This is a genomic window from Tunturiibacter empetritectus (assembly GCF_014201375.1).
Classification (GTDB): domain Bacteria; phylum Acidobacteriota; class Terriglobia; order Terriglobales; family Acidobacteriaceae; genus Edaphobacter; species Edaphobacter lichenicola_D.
Genome location: NZ_JACHDZ010000003.1, coordinates 20,391 through 45,916, shown reverse-complemented (window position 1 = coordinate 45,916; position 25,526 = coordinate 20,391). Strand labels below are relative to the sequence as shown.

Here is a 25,526-nt window from a genome sequence, read left to right as displayed (position 1 = left end):
CACGGGAAGAGACATGATGGACGGAAATAAGTTGAACGAGCTGCGCGAACTGGTCGAGTTTCTGAAAGCGAACGACATCGCCGAGTTCGATATGGAGCAGGACGACCTGAAGGTGCGGATCAAGTTCGCGGGTGAGCCTGCTGCCGCTGCTCCTGCTGGTGGATTTGATATGGCGCAGTTGAGCCGGTTGATGGCGTCGGCGCCTGCTGCTGCATCGGTTCCGGCTGCTGCTCCTGTGGCTGCTGCGGCGGCTGCTCCGGCGGCTGAGGTTGAGGAAAAGCTGCATGAGGTGAAGTCGCCGATTGTAGGGACGTTCTATGAGTCGCCGTCGCCTGGCGCGCCTGCGTTTGTGAAGGTGGGCGATCAGGTGGAAGTTGGACAGGTGCTCTGCATCGTCGAGGCCATGAAGCTGATGAATGAGATTGAGGCCGATGTGGCCGGCGAAGTGGTGAAGCGAATCGCAGCGAGCGGGCAGCCGGTGGAGTATGGGCAGCCACTGTTTGCCATCAGGGCCCGGTAAGAGGCGGTAGCGATTCGTCAGCAAAAGATTCGTCAGCAAAGATCGATGGAAGGCACCTGCATTTATGTTTCGTAAGGTATTGATTGCCAATCGTGGGGAGATTGCACTGCGCGTGATCAGCGCCTGCAAGGAGATGGGTATCCGCACGGTTGCGGTGTATAGCGAGGCAGATCGGAATTCTCTGCATGTTCGGTTTGCCGATGAGGCGATCTGTATCGGTCCGCCAAGATCGGCGGACAGTTACTTGAATGTTCCGGCGGTGATCTCGGCGGCCGAGATTGCCGATGTGGACGCGATTCATCCTGGGTATGGGCTGCTGAGCGAGAATGCAAACTTCGCCGAGGTGTGCCGCGCATCGAACATCAAGTTCATCGGACCTCCGCCCGAGGTGACGCGGATGATGGGCGAGAAGTCCACGGCGCGTCAGACGATGAAGAAGGCGAAGGTGCCGATTTTGCCAGGGTCGGATGGCATTATTGCCGATGAGAACGAAGCGCTGGAGTGGGCGAAGGAGGTGGGTTATCCGGTGATTCTGAAGGCGGTCGCGGGTGGCGGCGGTCGCGGGATGCGCATCTGCCGGAATAAAGAAGAGCTGCCGGGAATGTATCAGCAGGCTTCGACCGAGGCGGCGAATGCGTTTGGGAACGGCGATATGTATATGGAGAAGTTCATTGAGCGCCCACGGCATATCGAGTTTCAGGTGTTGGCCGATGAGCACGGCAATGTGATGAGTCTGGGCGAGCGTGAATGCTCGATTCAACGACGGCACCAGAAGTTGATTGAAGAGGCACCGAGTTTGATGGTGACACCCAAGCTTCGAGAAGAGCTGGGCAAGACAATCAAGCGGGCGCTGGAGAATATTGGATATTGGAACGCCGGGACGATCGAGTTTTTGATGGATGAGGATGGCAAGATCTACTTCATCGAGATGAACACTCGGATCCAGGTGGAGCATTGTGTAACCGAGATGGTTACAGGAATCGATCTTGTGAAGGCGCAGCTGCGGATTGCTGCGGGGGAGAAGCTGACGTCGATCATTACGCGTCCGGTGGAGATTCGCGGGCATGCGATCGAGTGCCGGATCAATGCTGAGCATCCGGAGAAGTTCACGCCGAGCGCAGGGAAGATTACGGCTTTCAATCTGCCGGGCGGGAATGGGGTGCGGGTGGATACAGCGCAATACGCGGAGGGGTTTGTGCCGCCCTACTACGACTCTCTAATTGCGAAGCTGATCTGCCATGGATCGGATCGCGAAGATGCGATGAACAAGATGCAGCGGGCCCTGAGCCAGTTTGTGGTGCGGGGAATTCATACGACGATTCCGCTGCATGAGAAGATCTTTGCGGATAAGGAGTTTCGGTCGGGGCAGTTCGATACGAAGTTTATGGAGCGGTTCTTCGAGCGGCAGAAGGAAGGCTAGGTGGGGATCCCGCTGTCGCGTTTGTATCCGATTCTGGACGATGGTTTTCTGGCGGGTCGCGGATTGGCGGTTGAGCGATTTGCGAAGGAGCTAAAGGCAGCTGGGGTTGGGCTGCTTCAGTATCGCAATAAGACGGGGGTTCCTCATGAGATCCTGCGGGTTGCTGCGCTGATTCGTGACACGATGGCTGATAGCAGGTGCCGATTGATCCTGAATGATCGGGCGGATCTTGCGGCGATTGCCGGATGGGATGGAGTACATGTAGGGCAGGAGGATCTGTCGCCTGAAGATGCGCGACGGGTTGTGGGGGCGGGGCGCTGGGTTGGGGTCTCAACTCATACGGAGGAGCAGGTTCGACTAGCGGAGTTGAGTTGCGCGGATTATGTTGCCGTGGGACCGGTGTTTGCTACGGGGACGAAGCTTGACGCGGAGCCGGTGATTGGGTTGGCGGGTGTTGCTCTGGCGCGGACGTTGACGAACAAGCCGATTGTGGCGATTGGCGGAGTTACGCGGGCGAATGCGCGAAGCGTGATCGATGCGGGGGCGGATTCGGTTGCGGTAATCAGCGCGTTGATTGCTGAGGGGGAGTCGGTTGAGAAAGTGGCGAGAGACTTTCTTGATGTTTTACGGTAGAACTGACGAACGTGAATCTTGTGAAAAAAAATGAAATTGACACCCCTGTGCTAACGGCTGAAGGCGAAGGAACGTCGTCGGCTCCTCAGTTTGTACAGGGGATGGGGTTGTTTTCGGCGACGGCGATTGTGATGGGCTCGATGATCGGGTCGGGCATCTTCATTGTGTCGGCGGATATGTCGCGTGGGCTGGGGTCGCCGGCGTTGCTGATTGCAGCCTGGCTGGTGACTGCGCTGATGACCATCATTGGCGCTCTGAGCTATGGAGAGCTGGCGGCAATGATGCCCAAGGCCGGTGGGCAGTATGTTTATCTGCGCGAGGCGTTGGGGCCGTTGTGGGGTTTTCTCTATGGGTGGACGCTGTTCCTGGTGATCCAAACGGGGACGATTGCGGCGGTGGGAGTGGCGTTCGGGAAGTTTCTTGGGGTTTTCTTTCCGAGTGTGAGCGCGCAGAACTGGATCTGGCATATCGGGCATGTTCCGGCGTGGCATGTGGGACCGATGGTGCTGGGCAATATGGATATTGGGTTGAATACGGCGAACCTGTCGGCGATTGTTGTGATTACGCTGCTGACGCTGCTGAACACCTTTGGCGTGAAGATGGGTGCGGCGGTGCAGAATGTCTTCACTTCCGCGAAGGTGCTGGCGTTGGCGGCGGTGGTGCTGGTGGGTGTGCTCGCGAAGAACTCGGTTGCGGTTGCCGCGAACTTTGGTGCGGGCTGGCATAACTTCTGGAAAGGGGCCGGATGGCATACGATGCACGCGGTGCAGGTGGGAGTGGGTGGCCCGACGGCTTATGTTGGACTGCTGACGATGGTGGCGGTGGTGCAGGTGGGGTCCCTGTTCAGCTCGGACGCGTGGAACAACGTTACGTTCACGGCAGGGGAGATCAGGAATCCGAAGAGGAATCTTCCGTTGTCGCTGGCGATTGGCACGGGCGTCGTGCTGCTGCTGTATGTTCTGTGCAACTTCGTTTACCTGAGTGTGCTGCCGCTGGCGGGCAGTGCGACTGCGACGACGATTGCGGGCCGCGGGATTCAGTTTGCCTCGGAAGACAGGGTTGCGACGGCGGTGATGGAGCAGGCCTTTGCGGGCTACGGCGCGAAGCTGATGGCTGCGGCGATTTTGATCTCGACGTTTGGATGTGTGAACGGAATGTTGTTGGCGGGTGCGCGGGTGTACTACGCGATGAGCCAGGATGGGTTGTTTTTTAAATCGGTGGGCAAGTTGAGCGAGCGGTCGAAGACGCCGGTGAACTCGCTGTGGGTGCAGTGGGCCTGGACGTGTCTCTTGTGTCTGTCGGGGAGTTACGGGCAGCTGTTGGACTATGTGATCTTTGCCGTGCTGGTCTTTTATATTTTGACAATTGCGGGGTTGTTTGTGCTTCGACGGACGCAGCCGAATGTGGTGCGACCTTATAAGGCGTTTGGATACCCTGTGCTGCCGGGACTTTATATCGTGATGGCGCTGTGGATTTGTGCAGTACTATTGCGTTACAAACCTCAATACACTTGGCCGGGCCTGGTTCTCGTTCTGCTGGGGATCCCGGTGTATCTGGTGTGGACACGGATGCCGCGTACGGTTGGGATGGATATTGCAGCAAGGGAAGAGTCGTAGACAGTTTCAGGAAAGTGGAGAAGAAGAATCAATGGCGAAGCTGCTGGCAGTCAAACCCCTCTCTCGTTTGTTGAAGGAGGCGGAGAATGAGGGTGAGAGTGGACTCAAACGTACGCTGGGCCCCCTGAATCTGATTACGCTGGGAATTGGAGCGATCATCGGCGCGGGGATCTTTGTGCTTACCGGTCAGGCTGCGGCGAAACATGCAGGGCCGGCGGTTATGTTGAGCTTCGTCGTCGCTGGGATCACCTGCGCGTTTGCCGGTCTTTGCTACGCGGAGTTCGCTTCTCTGATTCCGATTGCCGGCTCGGCTTATACGTATGGCTATGCGACGCTCGGCGAGTTTGTGGCATGGATCATTGGATGGGATCTGGTGCTGGAGTATGCGTTTGGCGCGGCTACGGTGGCTTCGGGATGGAGCGGGTACTTTGTCGGGCTGTTGCAGGACTTCCATATTCATATTCCGCCGCAGCTGACGACGACGCCGGGAAATATGCTGTATCTGTATCACGATCGCTGGCAGGCGCTGGCAGCTTTGCCCGCGGGGATCGATGCTTCGGCTCTGCCGCATGTGGCTGGTGTTTTCAACCTGGTGGCATTTCTGGCGATTACGGTGATTACGACGATCCTGATCATCGGGATTCAAGAGTCGGCCAATCTGAATACTGCGATTGTGATTGTGAAGCTGGGCGTCGTTGGAGTTTTTCTAGTGCTGGGGATTGGGTACATCCTGCATCATCCGGCGGAGGCTCATGCGAACTGGACTCCGTTTATTCCGCCAAGCCAGGGCCCCGGAGCTTTTGGCATTGGGGGCATAACGGCAGGGGCAGCTTCAATCTTCTTTGCGTATATAGGGTTTGACGCGGTGTCTACGGCGGCGCAGGAGGCGAAGAATCCGAAGCGCGATATGCCCATCGGCATTCTGGGGTCGCTGGTGATCTGCACGCTGCTCTATATCGTTGTCTCGGGCGTGTTGACTGGGTTGGTGAACTACAAGGCATTGAACGTCGGCGATCCGGTTGCGGTCGGTATCGATGTAACAGGTGTTCGGTGGGGCAGCATTCTGGTGAAGATTGGCGCTGTGTTCGGTCTCGCGACCGTGATGCTGGTGATGCTGCTGGGTCAGTCTCGCGTGTTCTTTTCAATGTCGCGGGATGGACTTCTGTGGAAGTGGGCTGGGGTGATTCATCCTAAGTTCCGGACCCCGTGGATCTCGAATATCGTAGTGGGTGCGATCGTTGCGTTTATGCCGGCACTTTTGCCCATCGACAAGTTGAGCGAGTTGGTGAACATGGGCACGCTACTGGCGTTTGCGATCGTCTGCGCAGGCGTTTGGATATTGCGACGGCGCAATCCCGACTTGCATCGGCCGTTCAAGACGCCCCTGGTTCCTCTGGTGCCGATACTGGGCATCCTCAGTGCGTTGTATCTGGTTTGGACTTTGCCGACGCTGACCAAGGTTGTAGTCTTGGGTTGGCTCGCGTTTGGACTACTGATCTACTTCACCTATAGCGTGAAACATAGCAAGGTGCAGAAGGCGATTCGCGACGGCGTTGTTGAGTAGGTCCGCAGGTGCGTGGTGGAAGTTATTTTTTAACCCCGCCACGCTTCCCCATCGTTGTCGGCCTTTGCTGCGGCCCCGTGGGGAGGGCTGCTGCTAGTTTTTGGGCAGGATCCTGGGACCGGCTGCTGTTGCGGAGGCATTGGGTGTCGGTGAGGATGGCTGCAGCAGGATTGGCAGAATTACTATGTTTGCGGCCGTGGGGTCATCCCGGAGGCGAAGAAAGAAGCCGGTCTTTGCTGGGTGGGGGAGCGTGAGGGCGGTGCCGACGAAGCCCTCCGGAACCGTGGTGGGCGATGTGAAGGCGGAGTCGGTGGCGATCGAGTCGACGAGATAGAGGCTTGAGCCGGTGACGGTGCAGGGTAGGGCGGTGTCCGCCGGGCAGTGAAGGTCTTTGAGGGTCGGGAGGCGAACGAGAGTGACCAGCGGGAGCCAGTCGCCGGTGGTTCCGTCAGGAGAGACTGGGCGAAGGCGGAGCGGGCCAAAGGCGGAGGCGCCAAAGTCTTTGAGGGGATCGAGAGTGGCCAGGAGGGTGTGCGGGTTCTGAAGCACCAGGTTGCCGGAGGCGACGCTCAGGGTGGTGTGGAGGCTATCGTCGGCGTTCGACACTTCGATCTTTCCGGTGCGGGGGAAGGGGGCTATCGATTTCAGGGAGAAGGTGAGTTGCTGGTCGGCGGGCAGGTCGTCCTGGTCGGCCAGGTGGATGGGGGTTGTCGTCGATTGGCCGATGTTTTTGCTGAGAAGAGTAACGGAGGGACGTGGGGGTGAGACGGTGACGGGAAGGGTGAGGGTGCGACCGTCTTTGAGTGAAAAGTTTGCGGTGAGATGATCGCCAACCCGGAGCTTGGGCGCCTGGCTGTTAGGCGGAAGGGTGAGGCGGAGTTGAGTGTCGGGGTTCACAGGTGCGGGTGTGGGAGTCGCGGTGTCCTGGTTGGATGGAATGTTTGGCGGGGCAGGAGTGAATATGAGGTTGTTGATGGTGAGCTGCTGGACCTGATCGAGGCTGGAGCCTGTGAGATCGGCGGTGGTGTCGCCGGCGTGGAGTTCGAGCGCGGTGAGGCGGGCGGGTTCGGAGTAAGTTTTGGCTGCGACGGTGTCGGCTTTGTCGTCGCCGAATTGCTTGATGGCGAGATGGAGGGAGCCGGGGTCGATGGATTTGAGGGAGACGGTGACATCGATCGCAGAGGGCTTGTCGGCAGGCTTCCACTTGGTTTCGACTAGTTTGCCTGTGCTGGTATCGAGAGAGATGGTGTCGACGCAGGCGGTGCCGGTGGAGCTCAACATGAGGTGATTTTCGCGTCCGGCAATCAGGACATCATCGTCGGCGAGCTTCCAGTCTTTGCCCGGGGAGTCCTGGAGCTTGAGGGTGGGACCTTTGAAGGGGTCGAAACCCCAGAAGCCGGTGATGGTGCCGGTGATGGTGTTTGTGCCTGGATGCGCAGAAGCTGTTTCTGTGGGATGGGGTTCGGGGGGTGCGCTGGAGTTGGTGTTCGGTTTGGAGTCGGTATCTGAAGGGACGCTTGAATCGAGGGGCAGTGGCTTACGGGCGGGAAGGTGAGCGAGGACGAGGCCGCCTCGAAAGGCGTCCGGAGTGACGGGAATGTCGGTACCACCGTTGGGGCCGTCGAGGTGGAGGACGAGATCGTGCGCCAGAGCTGTCGCGTAGACCAGAGGTGCGCCATCAACGGGAAGAGCCACTTCCGGTTTTAGCAGGCATGAGATGGCTTCGGGGTTGGGCGAGCGCAGAGGCGGGGGAACTGCAGCCTGAATCGCGGGCAGACCGATAACGATGACAGATTTGGGGTTGTTGAAGGAGGGCGGGGTGTTGAGACGGAGGTTGAGGGCGTCACCCTCCGGGAAGGCGATGGCGGGGATGTACTGATATTTGGCGGTGTGGAGGGTGCTGGTGATGCGGATGAGGTCAACGATGGCGCCGACGTAGGGGCTATAGTTTCCGCCGCCGGCAAGCCTGGTATAGCTTGCCTGGTTGATGAGGTCGGAGTTGGATCCTTCGTTGAGTGCGTCGGCGACGGATTGGCCGTGGCCGTCATCGAGGAGGGTCTGATTTCCGGCTTGGGTGAGGCAGGTAGATTGGGTATCGACGGGGCGTTTGAAGCAGTCGCCGTTCGGTTTGAGGTTGAGGGTCCGGGAGAGGAGGTCGGAGTGCTCGGCGAGACCTTTGGTGTCTTCGGGTGGGACACGGCGGATGGCTGCGAGGTAGGTTTCAATGCGGGCTTGCTCGAAGCCGGCCTCGATGAGGTCTTGCGAGGCGCGCACGAAGATGCCAGGGCGGCCGCGAACCGCGGAGCGCAGAGTGCTGAAGTCGCCGCCGGTTTCGGGCGCGAGGAAGAGAATCACCTGCTGGGCCTCGGCGGGGACGGTTATGGTCACGCCCTCTTCGCGGACTTTTTTATTCCAGGTTTGAATCTCAAAAAACCAGTTGTCTGGCGGAGGATTTGTGGTTCCACGCAGGAAAGCGGCGACGAGAAGGTAGTGGACCGATTGTGTGGGGGGCAGGTCGGCACGAAGCCAGATCTTGTCGCCTGGTTGCAGACTGGGGACCTGGGCAATGGGTAGAACTTTGCCGGAGCGGGTGACGTGAACGTCTACCTTCGGCCCAGCCAAATCGAAGCGCACGGGGTCAGCGTGGAGCAGCGGACAGGCCAATAGGGTGGCAGCGAGAGTTCCAAGGAAGCGTGAGCGGCGAAACGCTTTTGCCATCATTCCATTTTAGACGGGAATGAGGTGGGTACGGATGTCACCGTGGCACAATGAATCCGCAACTGACTTTGCAATTAGTTACGGACGCGCGCCGAGAGATGGTCGCCGGCGATGACGCCGTCGCGGATGGTGACGATGCGGTGGGCGTATTCGGCGATGTCGGGCTCGTGGGTGACGAGGATGATGGTGTTGCCCTTGGAGTGGAGGTCGTCGAAGAGCGCCATGATCTCGTCGCCGGTTTTGGAGTCGAGGTTGCCGGTGGGTTCGTCGGCGAGGATGATCGAGGGTTTGTTGACCAAAGCGCGGGCGATGGCGACGCGCTGACGCTGACCGCCTGACAGCTCGTTGGGTTTGTGCATCATGCGAGTGCCGAGTCCTACCGACTCGAGGACACTCTTTGCTCGCTCGGTGCGTGCAGCGGCTGGTGTGCCGTTGTAGATGAGGGGCAGCTCGACGTTGTGGAGCGAGGTGGCGCGGGCGAGCAGGTTGAAGGTCTGGAAGACGAAACCGATCTCCTTGTTTCGAATGCGAGCGAGTTCGTCGTCGTTTAGTTCGGAGACATCGTGGCCGTTGAGCCAGTACCGGCCCTGAGAGGGCGAATCGAGGCAGCCGATGAGGTTCATCAGAGTTGATTTGCCGGAGCCGGAGGGGCCCATGATGGCAACGTACTCGTTGTGGCGGATGCGGAGGTTGACGCCGCGAAGGGCGTGCACCTGCTGGTCGCCCATCTCGTAGGTCTTCCAGAGATTGTCGGTGACGATGACGTCTCCGGGAGTAGGTCCGGAGGCGTTGCTGGTGCTGAGGTTGGATTCGACTGCGGTTTCGATGGCCATCCGGTTCTCCGTGCTCCTACGTGTTTCAGGATAGTACGTTTGGGGTGGTGGGATGGTTCCGCGGTATTGACTGAGTCACTCCGAGAACAAAATTTTAAGACTTTTCGCCAATATTTCAATTTTTTATGACTTGTCGGAGTCGCTTGCGGCTTCGACGCTGTTATCTACTTTGACGGAGGTTCCGCTCTTTAGGGTTCGCAGGATTCGATAGCGGCCAGTAACGATCTCGTCGCCGTCTTTCAAACCACTGAGGACCTCGATATCTGTGGCTCCTGTGACCCCGGTTGTGACTGGAACGAAAATCGCTCTGCGTTTTTTGTGGTCTGTCTGGAGAACGTAAACTCCCTGGACCGGTTGAGGTTTGCGGTTGGGAGTGCTGGAGGCGGAGACGGCGACTACGCTCGCCTTGCCTGCGTTCGCCGCGAGTGCGGTTTCGATGGCCGGGTCACGCTGTACAAGCGCTTGGATGGGTATGGTGAGGGCATTCGGCTTGTGGGCAGTGGTGATCTTTGCCGTGGCGGAGAGGCCCGGACGAAGATCGTCGGAGGCCTGGTCGAGGGTAACGACGACCTTGAAGTCCTTGGCTTCCTCGGTACCTGTGGTGCTCTGTGTGGTCGAGAGACCGGTGGTACGGAGAAGCGCCTGATCGCCGACCTCGGTGACGTGGCCTTTGAAGACCCGACCTGGCAGCGCGTCGACGGAGACATCAGCGGGTTGGTTCAGGGAAATGTTGACGATGTCAGTTTCGTCGACCTTGACCTCAGCTGTGATGACGGACATATCGGCGAGGGTCATGATGGTGGATCCGCCAGCGTTCTGGATGCCAACGACGACGGTTTCGCCCTCACGTACTGGAACGTTGGTGACGAGTCCATCGAAGGGGGCGCGACTGATGGTTTTGTCGAGGGCGTCGAAGTTTGCACGCTGACTGGCGACTGCCTGGTTCATGTGGCCGCGTTGCGATTCAGTCTGGGCGGTCGCTTGTGCAAGAGCTGCCTGTCTTTGGGCCAGCGTAGCGGAAGCCATGTCGTATGCGGCTTTCTTGGCGTCGAAGTCCTGTTTGGCGATCAGCTTTTCGTTGTATAGGGACTCGGCTCGTCCGAAGTCGAGTTTTTTCTGTTCGAGGTCGGCTTTTCCCTGGGCTATGTTTGCTTCGGCGGTCTTTTCTGCGGCGATGTAGCTGGTGATGTCGGTGCGGGAGGAGGCGATGGTCGCTTGCTGGGCTGCGACGGTGGCCTGGGGTTGAACACTTTCGACCGTGGCGAGGGTCGCACCGGCCTTCACGTGATCGCCTTCTTTGACGTAGAGGTGAGTGATGCGCCCGAAGGCGGTGGCGCCGACGTTGACGTAAGTCTTCGGCTTGATCTGGCCAGTGCCGTTGACGATGGAGACCAGATCCTGGTGGGCGGCCTTGGTGGTGGAGACTTTCGTTACGTTGGCCTGACCGTGAAGGATGGTACCAACGACGATGCCTGCGAGAACCAGGACCGCAACTACGATCAAGAGGATTTTCTTTATGCTCATTGCCGCTTTCTATCGCACCTCCGCGGCAGTGCAGAGGTGGCTGGGAGTCGGTGCTTGCTAAAGACTGTACGGAAGTGGAAGAAATTGCGTTCCATAATCTTCCAAAACTTGAGTCAGATCACTTTACGAGACATTGTGCAAAAGCCTGCAACTATCCGTTACACGAGACTTATGAGCTTGCCCAGGAACAGCAGCGATGATATCAGGGGCGGGTTATAGTCTCCTCTTGTAACGAAGATGTAACCGCTCTACAATGTTGGTTGGTAACAGGAGTGCACCCCTTCTTTATGACGACTTCTCGGCGCTTGGTATCCGGCACGACCCTATTTCTGTTGATTGTGATGGGGGGGCGTCCTTTGACTGCCCAGGAGACACCTGCTGACTCCGCACAGACTGACGGCGTGACGAGGGGACCGGTGACGGTGGAGAAGCCGGATCCGCTGAAGCGTCCTCTGAGCGATAAAGAGAAGCGCGACCAGCAGAAGGCGCTGAAGGCTGAGTTGAAGGGTGTTTACAAGAAGTGGGTGGATGAGGACGTTCGCTGGATCATCACAGACCAGGAGCTGCAGGCGTTCAAGAGTTTGAGCAACGACGAGGAGCGCGACCAGTTTATTGAAAACTTCTGGCTGCGTCGCAATCCGAATCCTGACTCGCCAGAGAACGAGTTTCGCGAAGAGCACTACGCGCGCATCGCTTATGCGAACGACCATTTTGCAGCCGGCAAACCTGGATGGAGAACAGATCGCGGTCATATCTACATCGCCTACGGCAAGGCTGACAGCATCGACTCGCACCCGAGCGGCGGCAGCTACGAGCGTCCGATCGAAGAAGGCGGCGGAAATACCTCTACGTTTCCATTTGAGATTTGGCACTACCGATATTTAGCGGGTATCGGGGATAACATCGATATCGAGTTTGTCGACACTTGCATGTGCGGCGACTATCACATGACGATAGATCGCTCGGAGAAAGATGCGCTGAAGCATACTCCGGGTGCAGGTCAAACACTCTATGAGCAGTCGGGACAGTCGAAACAGGCGGACCGTTTTTCGGGCGGCGGACTGGAGCAGCTTGGTGCTGGGCCCTTATCGTCTCAGAACCAGAGCAAGCAGTTTGATCGGCTGGACAGATTCGCCAAGCTGATGGCTCCGCCTGAGATCAAATTCAAAGACCTCGAGTCGTTTATGACGACATCGAAGATTCTGACTGGGCCGCCGTTTCTATTTGATGTTCGGACCGACTACGTGAAGGTTACCAACGATACGATTCTGGTTCCTGTGACTTTACAGATCAAAAACGGTGACATCACATTTACCAATAAAGACGGCGTCGCGATGGGCACTGTGAACATTCTGGGGCGCGTCTCGAATCTGAATCACAAGGCGATACAGACCTTTGAGGATACGGTCAGCGTGCAGGTGCCGAGCGAACTGCTTGCGCGCAAGCGGGCTGATCAGTCGGTCTATTGGAAGTCTCTGCCGCTGCGTCCCGGGTTGTACAAGATCGACATCGTTATCAAGGACGTCAATAATCCCGACCATATTGGCAGGTGGCAGCGTAGTTTGAATGTGCCTGCCTACGATGATGACCGCCTTGCTTCGTCTTCATTAATTCTGGCTTCTTCCATGGAGAGGGTTCCGTCGAAGGATATCGGCGCGGGAAACTTCATTATTGGCGATACCCACATTACTCCACGGGTCCCTACTGGAATCGGGGTTCCGGTTACGTTTCATCGAGCGCAAAATCTGAACTTCTGGATGCAGGTGTATAACCTGGGAATCGACGAGAAGAGTAAGCAGAATGGCGCGACGATCGAGTATCAGATTTTGGATGTGGCGACGAACAAAGCTATTCTTGAGACGCAGGAGTTGACCTCGAAGACCAACCCCAACGCGGATCAGGTTACGATTGAAAAGAGTTTGCCGCTGGCGAGTCTTCAGCCCGGTAAGTATCAGGTCAACATCAAAGTAAATGATGGAATAACGAAGCAGCAGATCGCAGAATCTGCGCCGTTTATCGTAGATTAGACAGGTGCGGCTTTAGAACATGGGTATGCAGACTCCAATTCGCGATAACCAGTTCCCTCGCACTCTGTAACGCCGCTCCCTACTTTTCTGGGTGCGGGATCATTCGGACCGCCATTCGACGCGCAGGACGGATTCACTGTGCAACGACCCCAGGTGAAGATCGCGCTTTTGCCGCTGATGCTGCTTCTTGCAGCTACTAGCGTTGCTGTGGGCCAAGGTGCGGCTGTCTCAGGGGTGGTTCGCGACGCGCAGGGAGTGGCGCAGTTGGGTGCTCTGGTACAAGTCATAGCTGCGGATTCTGCCATGGCTGGAACCGCGTTTACAGATCTCCACGGGCGCTATTTCATTGCGCATCTACTTCCTGGCCAGTATGAGGTACGCGCTAGTGCAGCGTTGTTTGTTCCGGCGATGCGAGGCAACCTCCAGCTTCAGTCTGGAGCACAGGCGGTCGTCAATCTCACTCTGAGCACTCTCTTTGAATCGACGGCATGGCTTCCTGCCGAGCGTCGCAAGGCGGACGAGCCGGGTGACGATTGGAAGTGGACTTTGCGGTCTGTCGCCAATCGTCCCATCCTTCGGCTAGCTGAAGATGGGGACGTGATCATGGTCTCGTCAAGCGTTCGTGAGTTGATTAAGCGTGCAGAAAGAGTGCGTGCCGAGGTTATGGCTGGCGATGGCGGCTTTGGGAGCAGCGGAATTCATAATGTCTTTGCGTTCGACCGAGTGCTCGATGACGGAGCCGGTTTGACCCTGCGTGCGGATATCGGGACGCAACCTGGGGCACCATCAGCCGGGCAGTCGACAGAGGTTGCGACCGGATATGGAATGCAGCTTGGAATGGGGGGCGCGGCACGGACGGTGTTGAGCTATCAAGTGCATCCTGAAGTGTTGGGGCCGGATGGATCTTCTGGCTTGCAAGTCGTGCAGCTGGCCAGCGGACAGAAGATGCAGCTTGGGGATCTGGTAGACGTGGAGGCGGGAGGTACCGTGTATGTCGCCCGGACGTCTGGTTATGCCTCCGGATCGCGGCCGTTTTTGAAGGTAACAGCGCACCCGACCGAGAATTGGAACGTTGGCTATCGGATGGCCACGTCGCAGGATCTGCAGTCGTTTGCAGGGCTCGATACAGTGAAGCGTGAGCTGCCTGTTGCTGTGATCTATCAAGGGAGAATCCAGACCGAGGGCGGCCTGCACCAGGAGTTTACGGTTGGCCGGAAGACTGGCCGCGGAATGGTGCAGGTTGCGTATTACAGTGATTCTCTGAACCGGGTTGCAGTCTCTGGTGGCGGCGCGTTGACTGCTGCTGATATTGCGCAGACAGGACAGAGTGGCGCGAGCGGGATTATCGCCGATTCGACGACGGGGAACTTCCGTTTTTTGAGTGCCGGCTACAACGCCAGAGGTCTGAATGTCATGTTGACTGAGCCGCTGACGACGAGCCTTTGGTTTGCGGTGGAGTACGGCACCGGGGCAGCGCTTGGCGCGAAAGATGGGGCTGCTGTCGGCCTGCCTGGGACTGGATCTGATCTGGCGCCTGTGAGTGCTCGGACCGCGACGGTCGCTTTGCGGGGCAGGGTGCTTCGCAGTGGAACGGCAATTCGAGCGGCCTATCGCTGGCAACCGACACGATTGGTGACTGCGGTTGATCCCTACGCTCCTTTCAGCGATCAGGCATACCTCAGTTGCTATCTGCGGCAGACCTTACGGCTGGGAAGTCTGTTGCCGCCGGGACTCGAGGCTACGGTCGATGTCACGAATCTTCTGGCGCAGGGATATCGGCCGTTCCTGTCGGCGGATGGCCAGACCCTGTTCCTGGCGCAATCGCCCCGGACTGTTCAGGCAGGGCTTGCGTTCACGTTCTAGCCGTCCTCTATTCTTCATCTCCTTCGTCCTCATCCAAACGGTATGATGTGTCTCTGTTTGATTCGACGCTCAAGGTCGATACCGAACATGAGGAGGTTTGCTTGCGAGTTGGTCTGATGACACGAGAGTATCCCCCGAATGTGTACGGCGGGGCTGGAGTTCACGTTGAATATCTCAGTCGGGAGTTGGCCAAGTCGATCGAAGTTGAGGTTTATTGCTGGGGGAATCAATCGTTCGATGAAGGCAACCTGCATGTGCATGGCGCAGAGCCATGGTCGGAGATCACAAACGGCACAGAGGGGAAGTACAAGACGGCCCTTGAGGCGTTGAGTCTCAATCTCGCACAGGTGAAGTCGCTTGCGGGGATTGACGTTGTGCATACGCACACGTGGTACGTGTCGATGGCAGGCTTTCTTGCGAAGAAGCTCTTCAACGTTCCTTTCGTACTGACGACACACAGCCTGGAGCCGTTGCGTGCATGGAAGGCGGAGCAGCTAGGCAGCGGTTATGCGATGAGCTCTTGGATGGAACGCACTGCAATCCTGGATGCCGATGCGGTGATCGCTGTGTCGAAGGGAACGAAGGAAGATATTCTCCGGTCTTACCCTGAGATCAGCCCGGAACGCATTCACGTTATCTATAACGGGATCGATTTGAAGGAGTATCAAAAGACTTCGGACACGTCGGCGCTGATCAAGTACGGGGTTGATCCGACGGTACCTTATGTTTTGTTCGTCGGTCGGATTACGCGGCAGAAGGGCGTTACGCATCTCGTCGAGGCGATCCCTCATCTTCCGAAGGGGACGCAGGTCGTGCTTTGCGCGGGTGCACCGGACACGCCGGAGATCGCGGCGGAGATGCGCGAAAAGGTTGAGGAGGTCAGTAAGATCAACTCGCACCTCGTATGGATCGAGAAGATGGTGACCAAGCCCGAGGCGATTCAGCTTTACAGTAACGCGTCTGTTTTTTGTTGCCCTTCTGTCTACGAGCCATTCGGCATTATCAATCTGGAGGCGATGGCCTGCCACGCTCCTGTGGTCGCGAGCGCGACCGGGGGGATTCTGGAGGTCGTGGTGGATGGGGTAACGGGTTATCTGGTGCCGTTTGAGCAGGACCCGGTGACGACGTTCCCTTCGAATCCAAAGAAGTTTTCGCGTGATCTAGCGGAGAAGATCTCCGACCTGCTCGTTGATCCTGAGAAGGCGAAGAGGTTCGGGGAGGCAGGACGCAGACGCGTGGAAGAGACCTTTGCGTGGTCGGCCATCGCGGAGCAGACGATCGATCTTTACCGAAAGCTCCTCCGAGATCGCAGTGAGGCGAATAGTCGCGGTTGATGGCTGCGTACCGAGAAAGCTGATATTTGGCTGGCGACCCTAAAGGTGAGATGAGCGGAGATTCCCGGACAATTCGTGTTGGCCTGATCGGCTATGGGTATGCAGGGAAGACCTTTCACGCTCCATTGATTCGTGCGGTTCCGGGGCTTGCGTTGACGATGGTGGGTTCGAGCAGGCCTGAAGTTGTGCGGAACGATCTGAGTGAGGTAACGATCTGTTCTGCCGCGGAGGTGGCGATTCATCCCGATGTCGATCTTGTGGTGATCGCTAGCCCCAATGACAGCCACTTTCCGCTTGCTTCGGCTGCGCTGCGCGCGGGGAAGGATGTGGTCGTCGACAAGCCGTTCACGGTGACGCTCGCCGAGGCGCGCTCGCTGCTGGAGATTGCGGAGGAGCAGGGAAGGATGATCTCGGTCTTTCACAACCGTCGCTGGGAGAGCGAGGTTCAGGCCACACGCGCGGTGCTGCAGTCGGGTGCGCTTGGTGTGGTCTCACACTATGAGTGTCACATGGACCGCTACCGGCCTCACGTGCGCCAGCGCTGGCGCGAGGAGGAGGGCCCAGGTGCGGGGTTGTGGTTTGATCTGGGGCCACATCTTATCGATCAGGCGCTGTATCTCTTCGGCCTCCCGCAGTCGATTAGCGCAAGCTTTGCCACGCTGCGTGAAGGCGGAAAGACGGAGGACTGGGCTCATGTTCAGCTGAACTATGAACGTCTGCGGATTGTTCTTCATGCGTCGCTGCTGGTCTCGAGAGGTGGTCCAAGATCGATCGTTCATGGGACACGAGCGAGTTGGGTGAAGTACGGTGCGGATGTGCAGGAGACGCAGCTGAAGGAAGGCATGGTGCCTGGTAGTCCCGGCTTCGGCTACGACCCTGACCCTGGCGTTCTGTACGACGGCGAGACGGGCAGGCGCACGGAGATTCCAGCGCCATTGGGAAACCAGCAGATGTACTACATGCAAATCAGGGACGCGATGCTGGAAGGACAGCCAGCTTCGATTCCAGGGATCGATGCTGTAGCGGTGATGGCTGTGCTGGAGACAACATTTCGCTCGGGTGAGCAGGGAAGAGTGTTGACGCTTCCGATGAGCCCGAGCGAGGTCGCTCAGTGGCGTCGAGCTCATCCTGCTCTTTAGACGCGAATCCGAAGACCCGGCTTACACGGGATCGGAGAGCATTGCGATGCTAAATGGCTCGGGCACTTCTGCTGCCAGGTTTGGGGTATGGAGCCGTCCGTCGGTGGGCTCTGCTGCAAAACGCAGCACGCCGTTGAGGGTATCGCTTACGACTAGGAGGGTATTGCGTTCAGCTGTTATGGCGACGGATCTCGCGGAGTGCTGGTGCCAGCTCTGGAGTCGATTCAGTCTGCCAGTAGTTCGATCGATGTGCCAGGCTTGAATGACATCGTCTTCGCCGCCGCCAGTGGTGTAGAGCGTGCAACCTGATGGATGGAGAGCCAAAGGACCGCCTGTGTCTTCGGCGACGCGTTGTATGCAGTGGAGAATCCTGCCCTGTTCCGGGTCATATTTGTAACTGCAGAGGGAGCGATTGAGATGGTTGGCAACGAAGAGAATATCTCCTTTGGGATGTAGAACGAGATGGGCCGGTCCGCTGCCTGCATCAGTGGCGAATCTCTGGTGCACTGTGAGGCTGGTTTCGTCGACCGCGAAGACACTGATTCGATCGCTACCCGTGTCGGAGGTGAGAACACGGCGTTGGGTCGTGTCGAAGAGAGCCATGCTGGGATGGGCGGAGAGCTGATGCAGTGCGTTGGGGCCGCAGCCAGTCTCCTTGAGAATTCCGGCTATCCGTGCGGGCTGGCCGTCATCGGGAAGGGCGAGGAGATTATAGGCTCCTCCACCGTGAATCGCTACGACGGCTCTTTTGCCATCGGGCGATAGGGCGAGGTGACGGGGCAGGGTTGCGGAGAGCGAGAGGGAAGTTTTGCTGAAAGCGGCAAGTCTGCCGTCAGGTGCGAGGGTGAAGGTTTCGACTGAGCCTGTGGGCAGGTGCTGGTGGCTGTCTACCTGGTTGACCGCGTAGAGAATACGGCGATTCGGATGGACTGTGAGGGAGGCGGGGGCTTTGCAGGCTACGATCTGCTTCAACGTCCAGTTAGGACCATCGATGTGAAAGACGTAGATCTCGCCGCAGCCGCTCCCAACGTATGCAAGACGCGGAGACGATGGAAGCCCGCGCGCCACGCTCGTTCGCAGCGCAAGCGGGGCGGCTCCCACGATGCGAAGGAAGTGTCTGCGATTGAGAGAGGAGCGCTGATTCATCGGAGTTCCTTATGGTTCGACTCTTCAGGGGCGTATCGACATGGCGTGATGAAAGATGTTGTTGGGGTCGTACTTTCGCTTCACGGTTTGGAGGAATGGGTAGAGTTCTCCGTGGCCATAGTAGAGCTGAGGCCAGTAGGTGTAGGAGAGCATATCCCGGTCGGGGTAGTTGATGTAACAGCCTTCGTGGCGGGAGCTCCACCAAGGAGTTTCTTTGTGGTCGGAGTCGGAGTCGGGGCCCGAGTAGAGATCTTTGTAGAGGTCGCGGATCCACTGAAGTCTTCCGGCGTCGTCTTGAGGTTCTCCCCAGAAGGTCATGAACTGGAGCTTGAGTACAGATGCTCGCTGCACCACGGAGGTAGTCTCGAGGAGTTCTTTGCGGTTGATCGCCCCACCGTAGGAGTCCATTTCGATCACCGAGCCACGAAGATCGACGTTCGGGATCGTCCGGGTCATGTGCTTATAGATGCAGCGGGCCTCGGCCTCGGTGAAGCCGCGTTTCATGTAGGCGGATTTGTACTTTGCGCGGGTGCTGCTGCCGGAGCTGTTGTTGCCGGCTGTGGCATCGAGCCAGTTTCGTCGTCGGACGATGTGGACTCCAGAGCAGAGAGGGTCGCCTGCGTCTTTTCTGGCTGCGAGTCCTGCATGGCCAGTGCCATCTGCCGGAGATGCTGGGGAGCCGCACTGGAGAAAGCGGTCCAGATAATCGTTGAGTATGGTCAGGTCGCGGCATGTGCCGTCGGGGTTACAGAACTGGATGGACATTCCCATGTGTCCTCCGCCTGCCTGATGCGAGACTACCAGGACCGCAAACATCCCCCAGGTCTCGGGATCCTGGCCGTGGGTCTCCCAATACTCTCCGAATGTCTTCAGGAGCGATACGAACTTTTCTTCTGTCATGCCCTCCCACGGAAAGGAGATGTAAGCTTCGACGACCTCCACTGGCGGCTGCGGGAGCTTGTCGAATTCGTAGGAAGTGATCACGCCCAGGCCACCGCCTCCTGCGCCCCGGCAGGCGCGAAAGAGGTCGGCCTCGTGGCGGGCGTCTACTCGGCGGGGGACTACCTTCCCACTCCCATTGACCGTCAGAATCTCTACCGCAGTCAGCCAGTCGGAGGAGAGCCCATGAAGCCTAGACAGGAGACCATATCCTCCGCCGCTGATGTGGCCACCTGCCGCGACGGTGCCGCAGGTCCCTCCGGGAAGCGTTACACCGTAGCGTTTGTAGAGCTCGAGGTATCCGTTCCAGAGCTGCACTCCGGGACCAATCCGGTAGGGCGGGGCACTTCTGCCGTCGTTGATGCCGGAGAGAAGGCTGAGATCCAGAATAGCGCCGCCGGGATTATTTGCGACGAAGTCCTCGTAGCAGTGACCTCCGCTGCGTATGGTGGGCCGCAGGCCAGAACTCACGATCTGCTGAAGAGCAACAGCCGCGTCGGCGGAGGTCTCACACAGGAAGATCCGTTTTGCTGCGTCGATCTCGGTCTCGGGGAATCGCGCGTTGTGGCCTTTTTGCAAGCTCACGTATCGCGGGTCGTCGCGTGTAATGATAATGGGCATCTTGTTTATTTCATCTCAATTGCCACAAAGGTAAGGGCCAGAAGAGTATGTATCAGTGACTAGAGCGAATTCGACAGCAGCGTCTGTAATTTGTCATCGGGCGAGCGGCCGATTCTCAAGTAGGCTAAATGACCTAGCTGTCAGATTCCAGTGTCGTCGACGACGATGGACCGGCAGTGTTGAGTTTCATCAGGCGAAGTCTCTGCAAGTGATATAGGTCATAAGTCCTAAAGAGAAATGCTCGAGGCGTTGTTCAATAGGAGGTCGGAGCGCTCTGTCAGAGTCGATTGCAAAGATCTGTCCGGGCCACGTATCGCGGTAGGAGGACCACCAGTGTATTTCGAACGCCATACCCGAGTCAGGTTTCTGCTTGCCTTCTGGCTCTTCGTCCTGAGTGGCGTCGCATTTCTTGATCGAACCAACATCTCGATCGCCGGGATACAGATCAGTAAAGAGTATGGACTGGGGAATCAGCGGCTGGGCTGGATCTTCAGCGCGTTTCTTATTGGGTATGCGGGCTTTCAGCTTCCGGCGGGATGGCTTGCGGCTCGCTTTGGCCCGCGCCGGGTTCTGACCCTTGGAGTTTTGTGGTGGGGGATTGCGACGGCGCTGACGGCGATGCTGCCTTCAGGGATCTCGCATGCGGTGATGTTGCTTATTGCGATCCGGTTTGCGCTGGGCGCAGGCGAGGCGGTGATCTATCCCGCGGCGAATCAGTTTGTTGCTCGATGGGTTCCGATCCGCGAGCGCGGCTTCATCAACGGGCTTATCTTCGCCGGAGTCGGTGCCGGCAGCGGCCTCACTCCACCACTGCTTACGTGGCTGATCACCCATCGCGGATGGCGCGCGGCCTTCTGGTTCAGTGCGATTGTCGGTCTGATCGCGGGGGCCATCTGGTGGCGTTACTCGCGGGATACCCCCGAGGAACACCCAGATGTCGGTCCACTGGAACTGAGCGAGATTCACGCGGGAATCAACGGAACCGTGCAGGAGCAGCGCGCTCTCAGCTCCGAAACGGTTGCGATCTCGTGGCGTGCGATCTTCCATCGCCGCGATCTTCCGGCGCTGATGATCGGCTACTTCAGCTTCGGCTACATCGCGTGGATCTTCTTCAGCTGGTTCTTTCTTTACATGGCGCAGGTGCGAGGCTTCGATCTCAAATCGAGCGCTCGCTACTCTATGCTTCCATTCCTGTCGATGACGATCTGCTGTCTGGCCGGCGGTGCGATCAGCGACAGACTGACGGATCGGTATGGGCTCCGTGTCGGCCGCGCTGGTCTGGCGGCGGTGGCGCTCTTTGCGACGGCGTGCTTTCTGGTGATCGGATCGATGGTTCACAGTCCGCAGCTTGCAGGAGTCATCCTCGCAGGCGGGGCCGGGGCGCTATATCTGTCGCAAAGTTCGTTCTGGTCTGTCTCCATCGACATCGCAGGTCGCAGCTCTGGAGTGTTTTCGAGCATGGTGAATATGGGAGGCCAGATCGGGGGTGCGGTGACGGCGTCACTGACTCCGTGGATCGCTCAGCGCTTCGGCTGGACGACCTCTTTTGCCCTTGCTGCGGTCTTGGCTGTGATCGGGGCGCTTTGCTGGTTGACGGTGCATCCGGAACGTCCGCTCGACGCCTAGCGAGTTCGTTCGGAGCGGATTCGCTTGCAACGCAGAGAAATATGTGTTCGCCTTGAGATCTATCTGAATATTGACCAGGCGATTCCATCCCGTTCGAGTGGAGCGTGACCCTTACGCCGCGACGACAGCGTGTCTTCCGCGACGCGTGGGGTCGATCTCGGCCGAGAGCCAGTTTCGTCGTGGCAGGGGACTGATTCTGTGTGTTCTTCTTTGCTTAGCTGCGGAGATGTTCGCAGGTGGGGCGCGGGCGCTAACATCGTCTCCGCTCAGGCTCTCCGAGTATCAGAAGCAGGACTGGCAGATCGAGGACGGACTGCCTGACAATAACGTCCGGATGATTGCGCAGCGGCCGGATGGACTGCTGCTGCTTGCTACCGGATCGGGGCTCTCCACCTTCGATGGACAGCACTTTCACAGCCTTCCCATTGTGGTCGGTGGCCTCGTTGATAATGAAGCTATTAATGCGGTGCTTCCGGAGGGCAATGACGATCTCTGGATTGGAACCGATGGCAGCGGGATACTGCACCGTACCGCATCCGGTACCGTTCCGATCAGCGAGCTGGCGGGATTTCATAACGAGCGAATTCGAACGTTTTTTCGTGATGCACAAGGGGTGCTGTGGATCGCTACCCAGAACGGGATCGAACGATTCGTTCACAATCACCTCGAGGCGATTGCCGGCGCCGGAATGATCTCCGGTGATATCACGACTCCCTTCGCCGAGGATGGTCATGGAGGGATGTTCTTCATCACCTCTTCGGGGCTCTACCACTGGCAAAGCGGTAAGGTCCAACGCTATCCGGTTGGTACGTCGGCCTCCGATACTGAGGTCGCGGTCTATCGCGATGCGGCACAGCGGATCTGGGTGGGAACGATGACTCATCTAGTGCAGCTGGTTCCACGCAAGTGCGTATTATGCGGCGAGGCCCCTGCATTCGATCCTGTGGTGCGTGCAACCCTCGCAAGTCCGATCACTGGTCTGCTCGGTGATTCCGCCGGAGATCTTTGGTTGGGGACCCGCCACGAGGGGGTGTGGCGTTTTGCTGCAGACGGGCTCTCGCACTGGGACTCGCGTAATGGACTACCTGATGACGCCATCCGAACTCTGTTTATGGATGACGAGCAGAACCTTTGGGTCGGGATGCTCTCCGGTGGCCTGAGCCGATGGCACAAAGGAGCGTTTGCTCCGTTCGGAGAACCTGAGGGTTTTCACGCCTCCTACGCCGCCAATGTGTTTGCGGACAGCCGTGGCGATCTGTGGTTTGGCACGTGGGGGAACGGTTTGTTTCGGCGGCACAACGGCCAGATCATTCCTGCCAGTCCTCCGGGCATGCCGATCACTACGGCAATCCGAGCCCTTGAAGAAGACCAAAAGGGGCGAATGTGGATAGGAACGTGGTTCGACGGAATCTACAGCTATGACGGCCACTCCTATCGGCACTATCTGCTTGGCAACGAGTCGCCAGGCAATGCTGTCAGCTCTATTCTTGCCGACAGTCACGGCGGTCTGTGGGTGGGGACTTATATAGGGGTTTTGTACTTTCCGCAGGGGCAGCCGGATCAACGAAATCGCAGACAATTCGTCGAGACCAAGCTGATTACATGCCTGATCGAGGATAAAGACGGCTCGATTCTCGTCGGAACGAGCAGTGGTCTGTATCGTGTTCGGGATGGAACGGTATCGGCGGTCTCCGGCCTTCCTCATCCATATGTGCTCTCGCTGGTGCTTGATAGTGGAGGATATCTCTGGGCGGCCACCAAGGCCGGCGGAATCGTTGCAATTAGGCAGGATCATGCGGTTGCTCTGCCTGGCAACGTCAACGCACCGGCGCAACCGGTGAACACGGCGACGGAGGATCAGGACGGCCATCTGTGGCTTGGCACCTATCGAGGGATCGTGCGCCTTACGGTGGCTGAGCTGCATGCGGTGATCGACGGGCGACAGCACCCGTTATCAGTTGTGACTCTGGGGAAGGCGGATGGAATGCGGTCCTCAGAGTGTGGCGGACCATCGAAGCCGTCTTCTGCGCTTCAGCCTGACGGGACTCTGTGGTTTGCGACGACCAAGAGCTTCGTACATACGACGGATGTTGCCGAGAAGCTAGGCACGATAAATCCTGCCGCGACAATCACGGGCTGGACACTGTCGAGCGATCCCGATGCCGCCGATACCGAGACGAGGACGGGCGATTCGCGGATCGAACTCGAGGCAGGGCAGCCTGACATTTTGTTCTTCTTCAACGCGAAGCTGCTTTCGAATCCGGCGCATGTGGAGTATCGCTATCGTCTCGCAGGGTACGACGCGGAGTGGACGAATACGCGCGCTCATGTGGCTCGTTACCGCCGTCTGCCGCCGGGAACCTATAGGTTTGAGGTGCAAGCCCGGGCCGGTGGTGAGGACTGGACCTCTCCGGTGAGTGCGGTCGAGGTGAAACAGCGGCCTTATTTCTACCAGACGTGGTATTTCGCTGCGGGTCTTTGCCTTGTTGTTCTTGTTCTTGCGACACAATTGTTTCGTCGTCGTCTTCAGTTGATGAAGGGTCGAATAGGCATCGTACTGGAAGAGCGGAATCGCATCTCCCGCGAGTGCCACGACACGCTGATGGCTGGATTTGCCGCGATCTCATGGCAGCTGGAGGCGACCTCGAAGTTATTTCGCGACAGTGATTCGAGCTCTACTCCTGCCGCTCGGTCGTGCGAGCTGGCTCGAAGCATGGTCTCGCACTGCCAGGCGGAGGCGCGACGAATCATCTGGGATCTGCGTGATGCGGACGAGATGACCAATCTATTGTCACGAGCGCTTGGTCGCGTCCTTGAAGCTAATCCGCTCCAGGAGAGTTTCAATACTACCTTTGAAGTTGAGGGTGAGGAGCAGCCACTTGCTCCGGGCTGCGTCCATCATCTGGTATGTATTGGCCAGGAGGCGGTCTCGAATGCGATTCGTCACGCCAATCCTTCACGGATTCTCATTTTGCTGAGGTATGAGGTCGATTCGCTGAGCCTCTCTATCTACGATGACGGGCGCGGTTTTCAAGGCTCGGAGGCGAACAGCTCGCGTCGCGGCCACTTCGGCATTCCCGTGATGGAGGAGCGGGCGCGAAAGATCGGAGGCACCTTCCGGCTGCAGACCTCTGCCGAAGCCGGTACTGAGGTGACGGTGAAGGTGTCTTTCAACGCGGCACGGCAGTCGCTAAGGCAGGAGCATCATGTTATACGTTGGATAGGGATATGAAACAGATTCGGGTGTTGCTGATCGAAGATCATTTTCTTGCGCGCATGGCGCTGCACTCGGTGCTCTCGGGCCACTCGCAGATCCAGATTATTGGTGAAGCCAGCGACGGTGAGACAGGTGTTGAAATGTACCGGAGTCTGCGTCCGGATGTGGTGGTGCTCGATCTGCGCCTGCCACGGCTCAGCGGCTTCGAAGTAATCGATCAAATTCGCAAGGAGTGTTCCTCCGCTCGCATCGTGGTGCTATCCAACTATCAGGGCAGCGAGGATATCTATCGTGCGGTACGAAGCGGCGCGATGGCATATCTGAATAAAGATGCGAGTGGAGAACAGCTCTTGAATGCTATCCAGAACGTGGATCGGGGGCTAAGGTATCTTCCTCACCTTGCGCTCGACCGCCTGGCCGAACGCACACCGGTTCTGGAGTTGACGCCACGCGAGAGCGAGGTGCTCGCCGGAATTACGCGAGGACTTAGTAACCGGGAGATCGCAGAGGATCTTCATATCGCTGAGAAGACGGTGAGAATTCATGTCAGTTCACTGCTCGATAAGATGGGTGCACGCGACCGGACTCAGGCGACGATCTACGCTTTTCAGCGCGGACTTGTCCACCTGAACTGACGAACCTAGGACATTTGTCCTAGCTAAAGACATGGCAACAGCCTAATGACAATCAGATGACCCCGTAATCAAATCCCTGTTAATCCTTAACCTGGGATTTGAACCGCTGTACCTGCCGAATCAGCCGACGGTGGGCTACCGCCTTCGCTCT

General features: G+C 58.0%; 17 protein-coding genes. 12 read left to right on the top strand and 5 right to left on the bottom strand.

Going from position 1 to position 25,526, the window contains the following annotated elements:
• The first annotated feature begins 16 nt into the window (after positions 1-16).
• The 5 genes from accB (at position 17) to HDF10_RS09155 (ending at position 5,753) form a co-directional block, all read left to right on the top strand.
• On the top strand, positions 17-520 hold the full coding sequence (gene accB, locus HDF10_RS09175; RefSeq protein ID WP_183813629.1) for an acetyl-CoA carboxylase biotin carboxyl carrier protein: 504 nt from the start codon (positions 17-19) through the stop codon (positions 518-520).
• Between the two features lie 64 nt (positions 521-584).
• Positions 585-1,940 (top strand): acetyl-CoA carboxylase biotin carboxylase subunit, encoded by a 1,356-nt coding sequence (accC, locus tag HDF10_RS09170; RefSeq protein WP_183812702.1) that lies wholly within the window; start codon positions 585-587, stop codon positions 1,938-1,940.
• Positions 1,941-2,573 (top strand): thiamine phosphate synthase, encoded by a 633-nt coding sequence (gene thiE, locus HDF10_RS09165; RefSeq protein WP_311732719.1) that lies wholly within the window; start codon positions 1,941-1,943, stop codon positions 2,571-2,573.
• A gap of 101 nt (positions 2,574-2,674) precedes the next feature.
• Positions 2,675-4,189 (top strand): APC family permease, encoded by a 1,515-nt coding sequence (locus HDF10_RS09160; RefSeq protein WP_183813625.1) that lies wholly within the window; start codon positions 2,675-2,677, stop codon positions 4,187-4,189.
• 31 nt (positions 4,190-4,220) lie between these two features.
• Positions 4,221-5,753 carry an amino acid permease gene (locus tag HDF10_RS09155; RefSeq protein ID WP_183812700.1) on the top strand — a complete coding sequence of 511 codons (1,533 nt, stop codon included), beginning with the start codon at positions 4,221-4,223 and terminating at the stop codon, positions 5,751-5,753.
• Between the two features lie 93 nt (positions 5,754-5,846).
• Here HDF10_RS09155 and HDF10_RS09150 read toward each other — a convergent pair whose 3' ends face one another.
• From HDF10_RS09150 to HDF10_RS09140, 3 genes are all read right to left on the bottom strand, one after another.
• Entirely contained in the window at positions 5,847-8,474 is a 2,628-nt protein-coding gene (locus tag HDF10_RS09150) for a hypothetical protein (RefSeq protein WP_260177778.1), read from the bottom strand.
• 71 nt (positions 8,475-8,545) lie between these two features.
• Positions 8,546-9,304: an ABC transporter ATP-binding protein gene (locus HDF10_RS09145; RefSeq protein ID WP_311732718.1), complete on the bottom strand. Its 759-nt coding sequence runs from the start codon at positions 9,302-9,304 to the stop codon at positions 8,546-8,548.
• Between the two features lie 123 nt (positions 9,305-9,427).
• Positions 9,428-10,828, bottom strand: coding sequence for an efflux RND transporter periplasmic adaptor subunit (locus tag HDF10_RS09140; RefSeq protein WP_183812698.1), 1,401 nt, complete (start codon positions 10,826-10,828; stop codon positions 9,428-9,430).
• A 287-nt stretch (positions 10,829-11,115) separates the two neighbouring features.
• Between HDF10_RS09140 and HDF10_RS09135 the strand changes: the two genes are divergently transcribed.
• The 4 genes from HDF10_RS09135 to HDF10_RS09120 all read left to right on the top strand — a co-directional run bounded on the left by HDF10_RS09135 (position 11,116) and on the right by HDF10_RS09120 (position 17,191).
• The gene (locus tag HDF10_RS09135; protein ID WP_183812696.1) at positions 11,116-12,855 is read left to right on the top strand and encodes a GWxTD domain-containing protein; all 1,740 of its coding nucleotides are present in this window, start codon (positions 11,116-11,118) and stop codon (positions 12,853-12,855) included.
• Positions 12,856-12,993: 138 nt separating this feature from the next.
• Complete coding sequence (locus tag HDF10_RS09130; protein WP_183812693.1) at positions 12,994-14,718, top strand: carboxypeptidase-like regulatory domain-containing protein; 1,725 nt, start codon at positions 12,994-12,996, stop codon at positions 14,716-14,718.
• Between the two features lie 101 nt (positions 14,719-14,819).
• Entirely contained in the window at positions 14,820-16,052 is a 1,233-nt protein-coding gene (gene glgA, locus HDF10_RS09125) for a glycogen synthase (RefSeq protein ID WP_260177777.1), read from the top strand.
• A gap of 50 nt (positions 16,053-16,102) precedes the next feature.
• Entirely contained in the window at positions 16,103-17,191 is a 1,089-nt protein-coding gene (locus tag HDF10_RS09120) for an oxidoreductase (protein ID WP_183812691.1), read from the top strand.
• A 21-nt stretch (positions 17,192-17,212) separates the two neighbouring features.
• Here the strand turns inward: HDF10_RS09120 and HDF10_RS09115 are convergent, their stop codons facing one another.
• Both HDF10_RS09115 and HDF10_RS09110 read right to left on the bottom strand, forming a co-directional pair.
• Positions 17,213-18,337, bottom strand: a complete 1,125-nt coding sequence (locus HDF10_RS09115; RefSeq protein ID WP_183812689.1) for a lactonase family protein — start codon at positions 18,335-18,337, stop codon at positions 17,213-17,215.
• A gap of 24 nt (positions 18,338-18,361) precedes the next feature.
• Complete coding sequence (locus HDF10_RS09110; RefSeq protein ID WP_183812687.1) at positions 18,362-19,897, bottom strand: FAD-binding oxidoreductase; 1,536 nt, start codon at positions 19,895-19,897, stop codon at positions 18,362-18,364.
• A 333-nt stretch (positions 19,898-20,230) separates the two neighbouring features.
• Between HDF10_RS09110 and HDF10_RS09105 the strand changes: the two genes are divergently transcribed.
• The 3 genes from HDF10_RS09105 (at position 20,231) to HDF10_RS09095 (ending at position 25,375) form a co-directional block, all read left to right on the top strand.
• Positions 20,231-21,523, top strand: coding sequence for an MFS transporter (locus tag HDF10_RS09105; protein ID WP_183812685.1), 1,293 nt, complete (start codon positions 20,231-20,233; stop codon positions 21,521-21,523).
• A 70-nt stretch (positions 21,524-21,593) separates the two neighbouring features.
• Positions 21,594-24,755: a sensor histidine kinase gene (locus HDF10_RS09100; protein ID WP_260177776.1), complete on the top strand. Its 3,162-nt coding sequence runs from the start codon at positions 21,594-21,596 to the stop codon at positions 24,753-24,755.
• The gene (locus HDF10_RS09095) at positions 24,752-25,375 is read left to right on the top strand and encodes a response regulator (protein ID WP_183812683.1); all 624 of its coding nucleotides are present in this window, start codon (positions 24,752-24,754) and stop codon (positions 25,373-25,375) included. Before HDF10_RS09100 ends, HDF10_RS09095 begins: the two co-directional genes overlap by 4 nt.
• Positions 25,376-25,526: the final 151 nt, after the last annotated feature.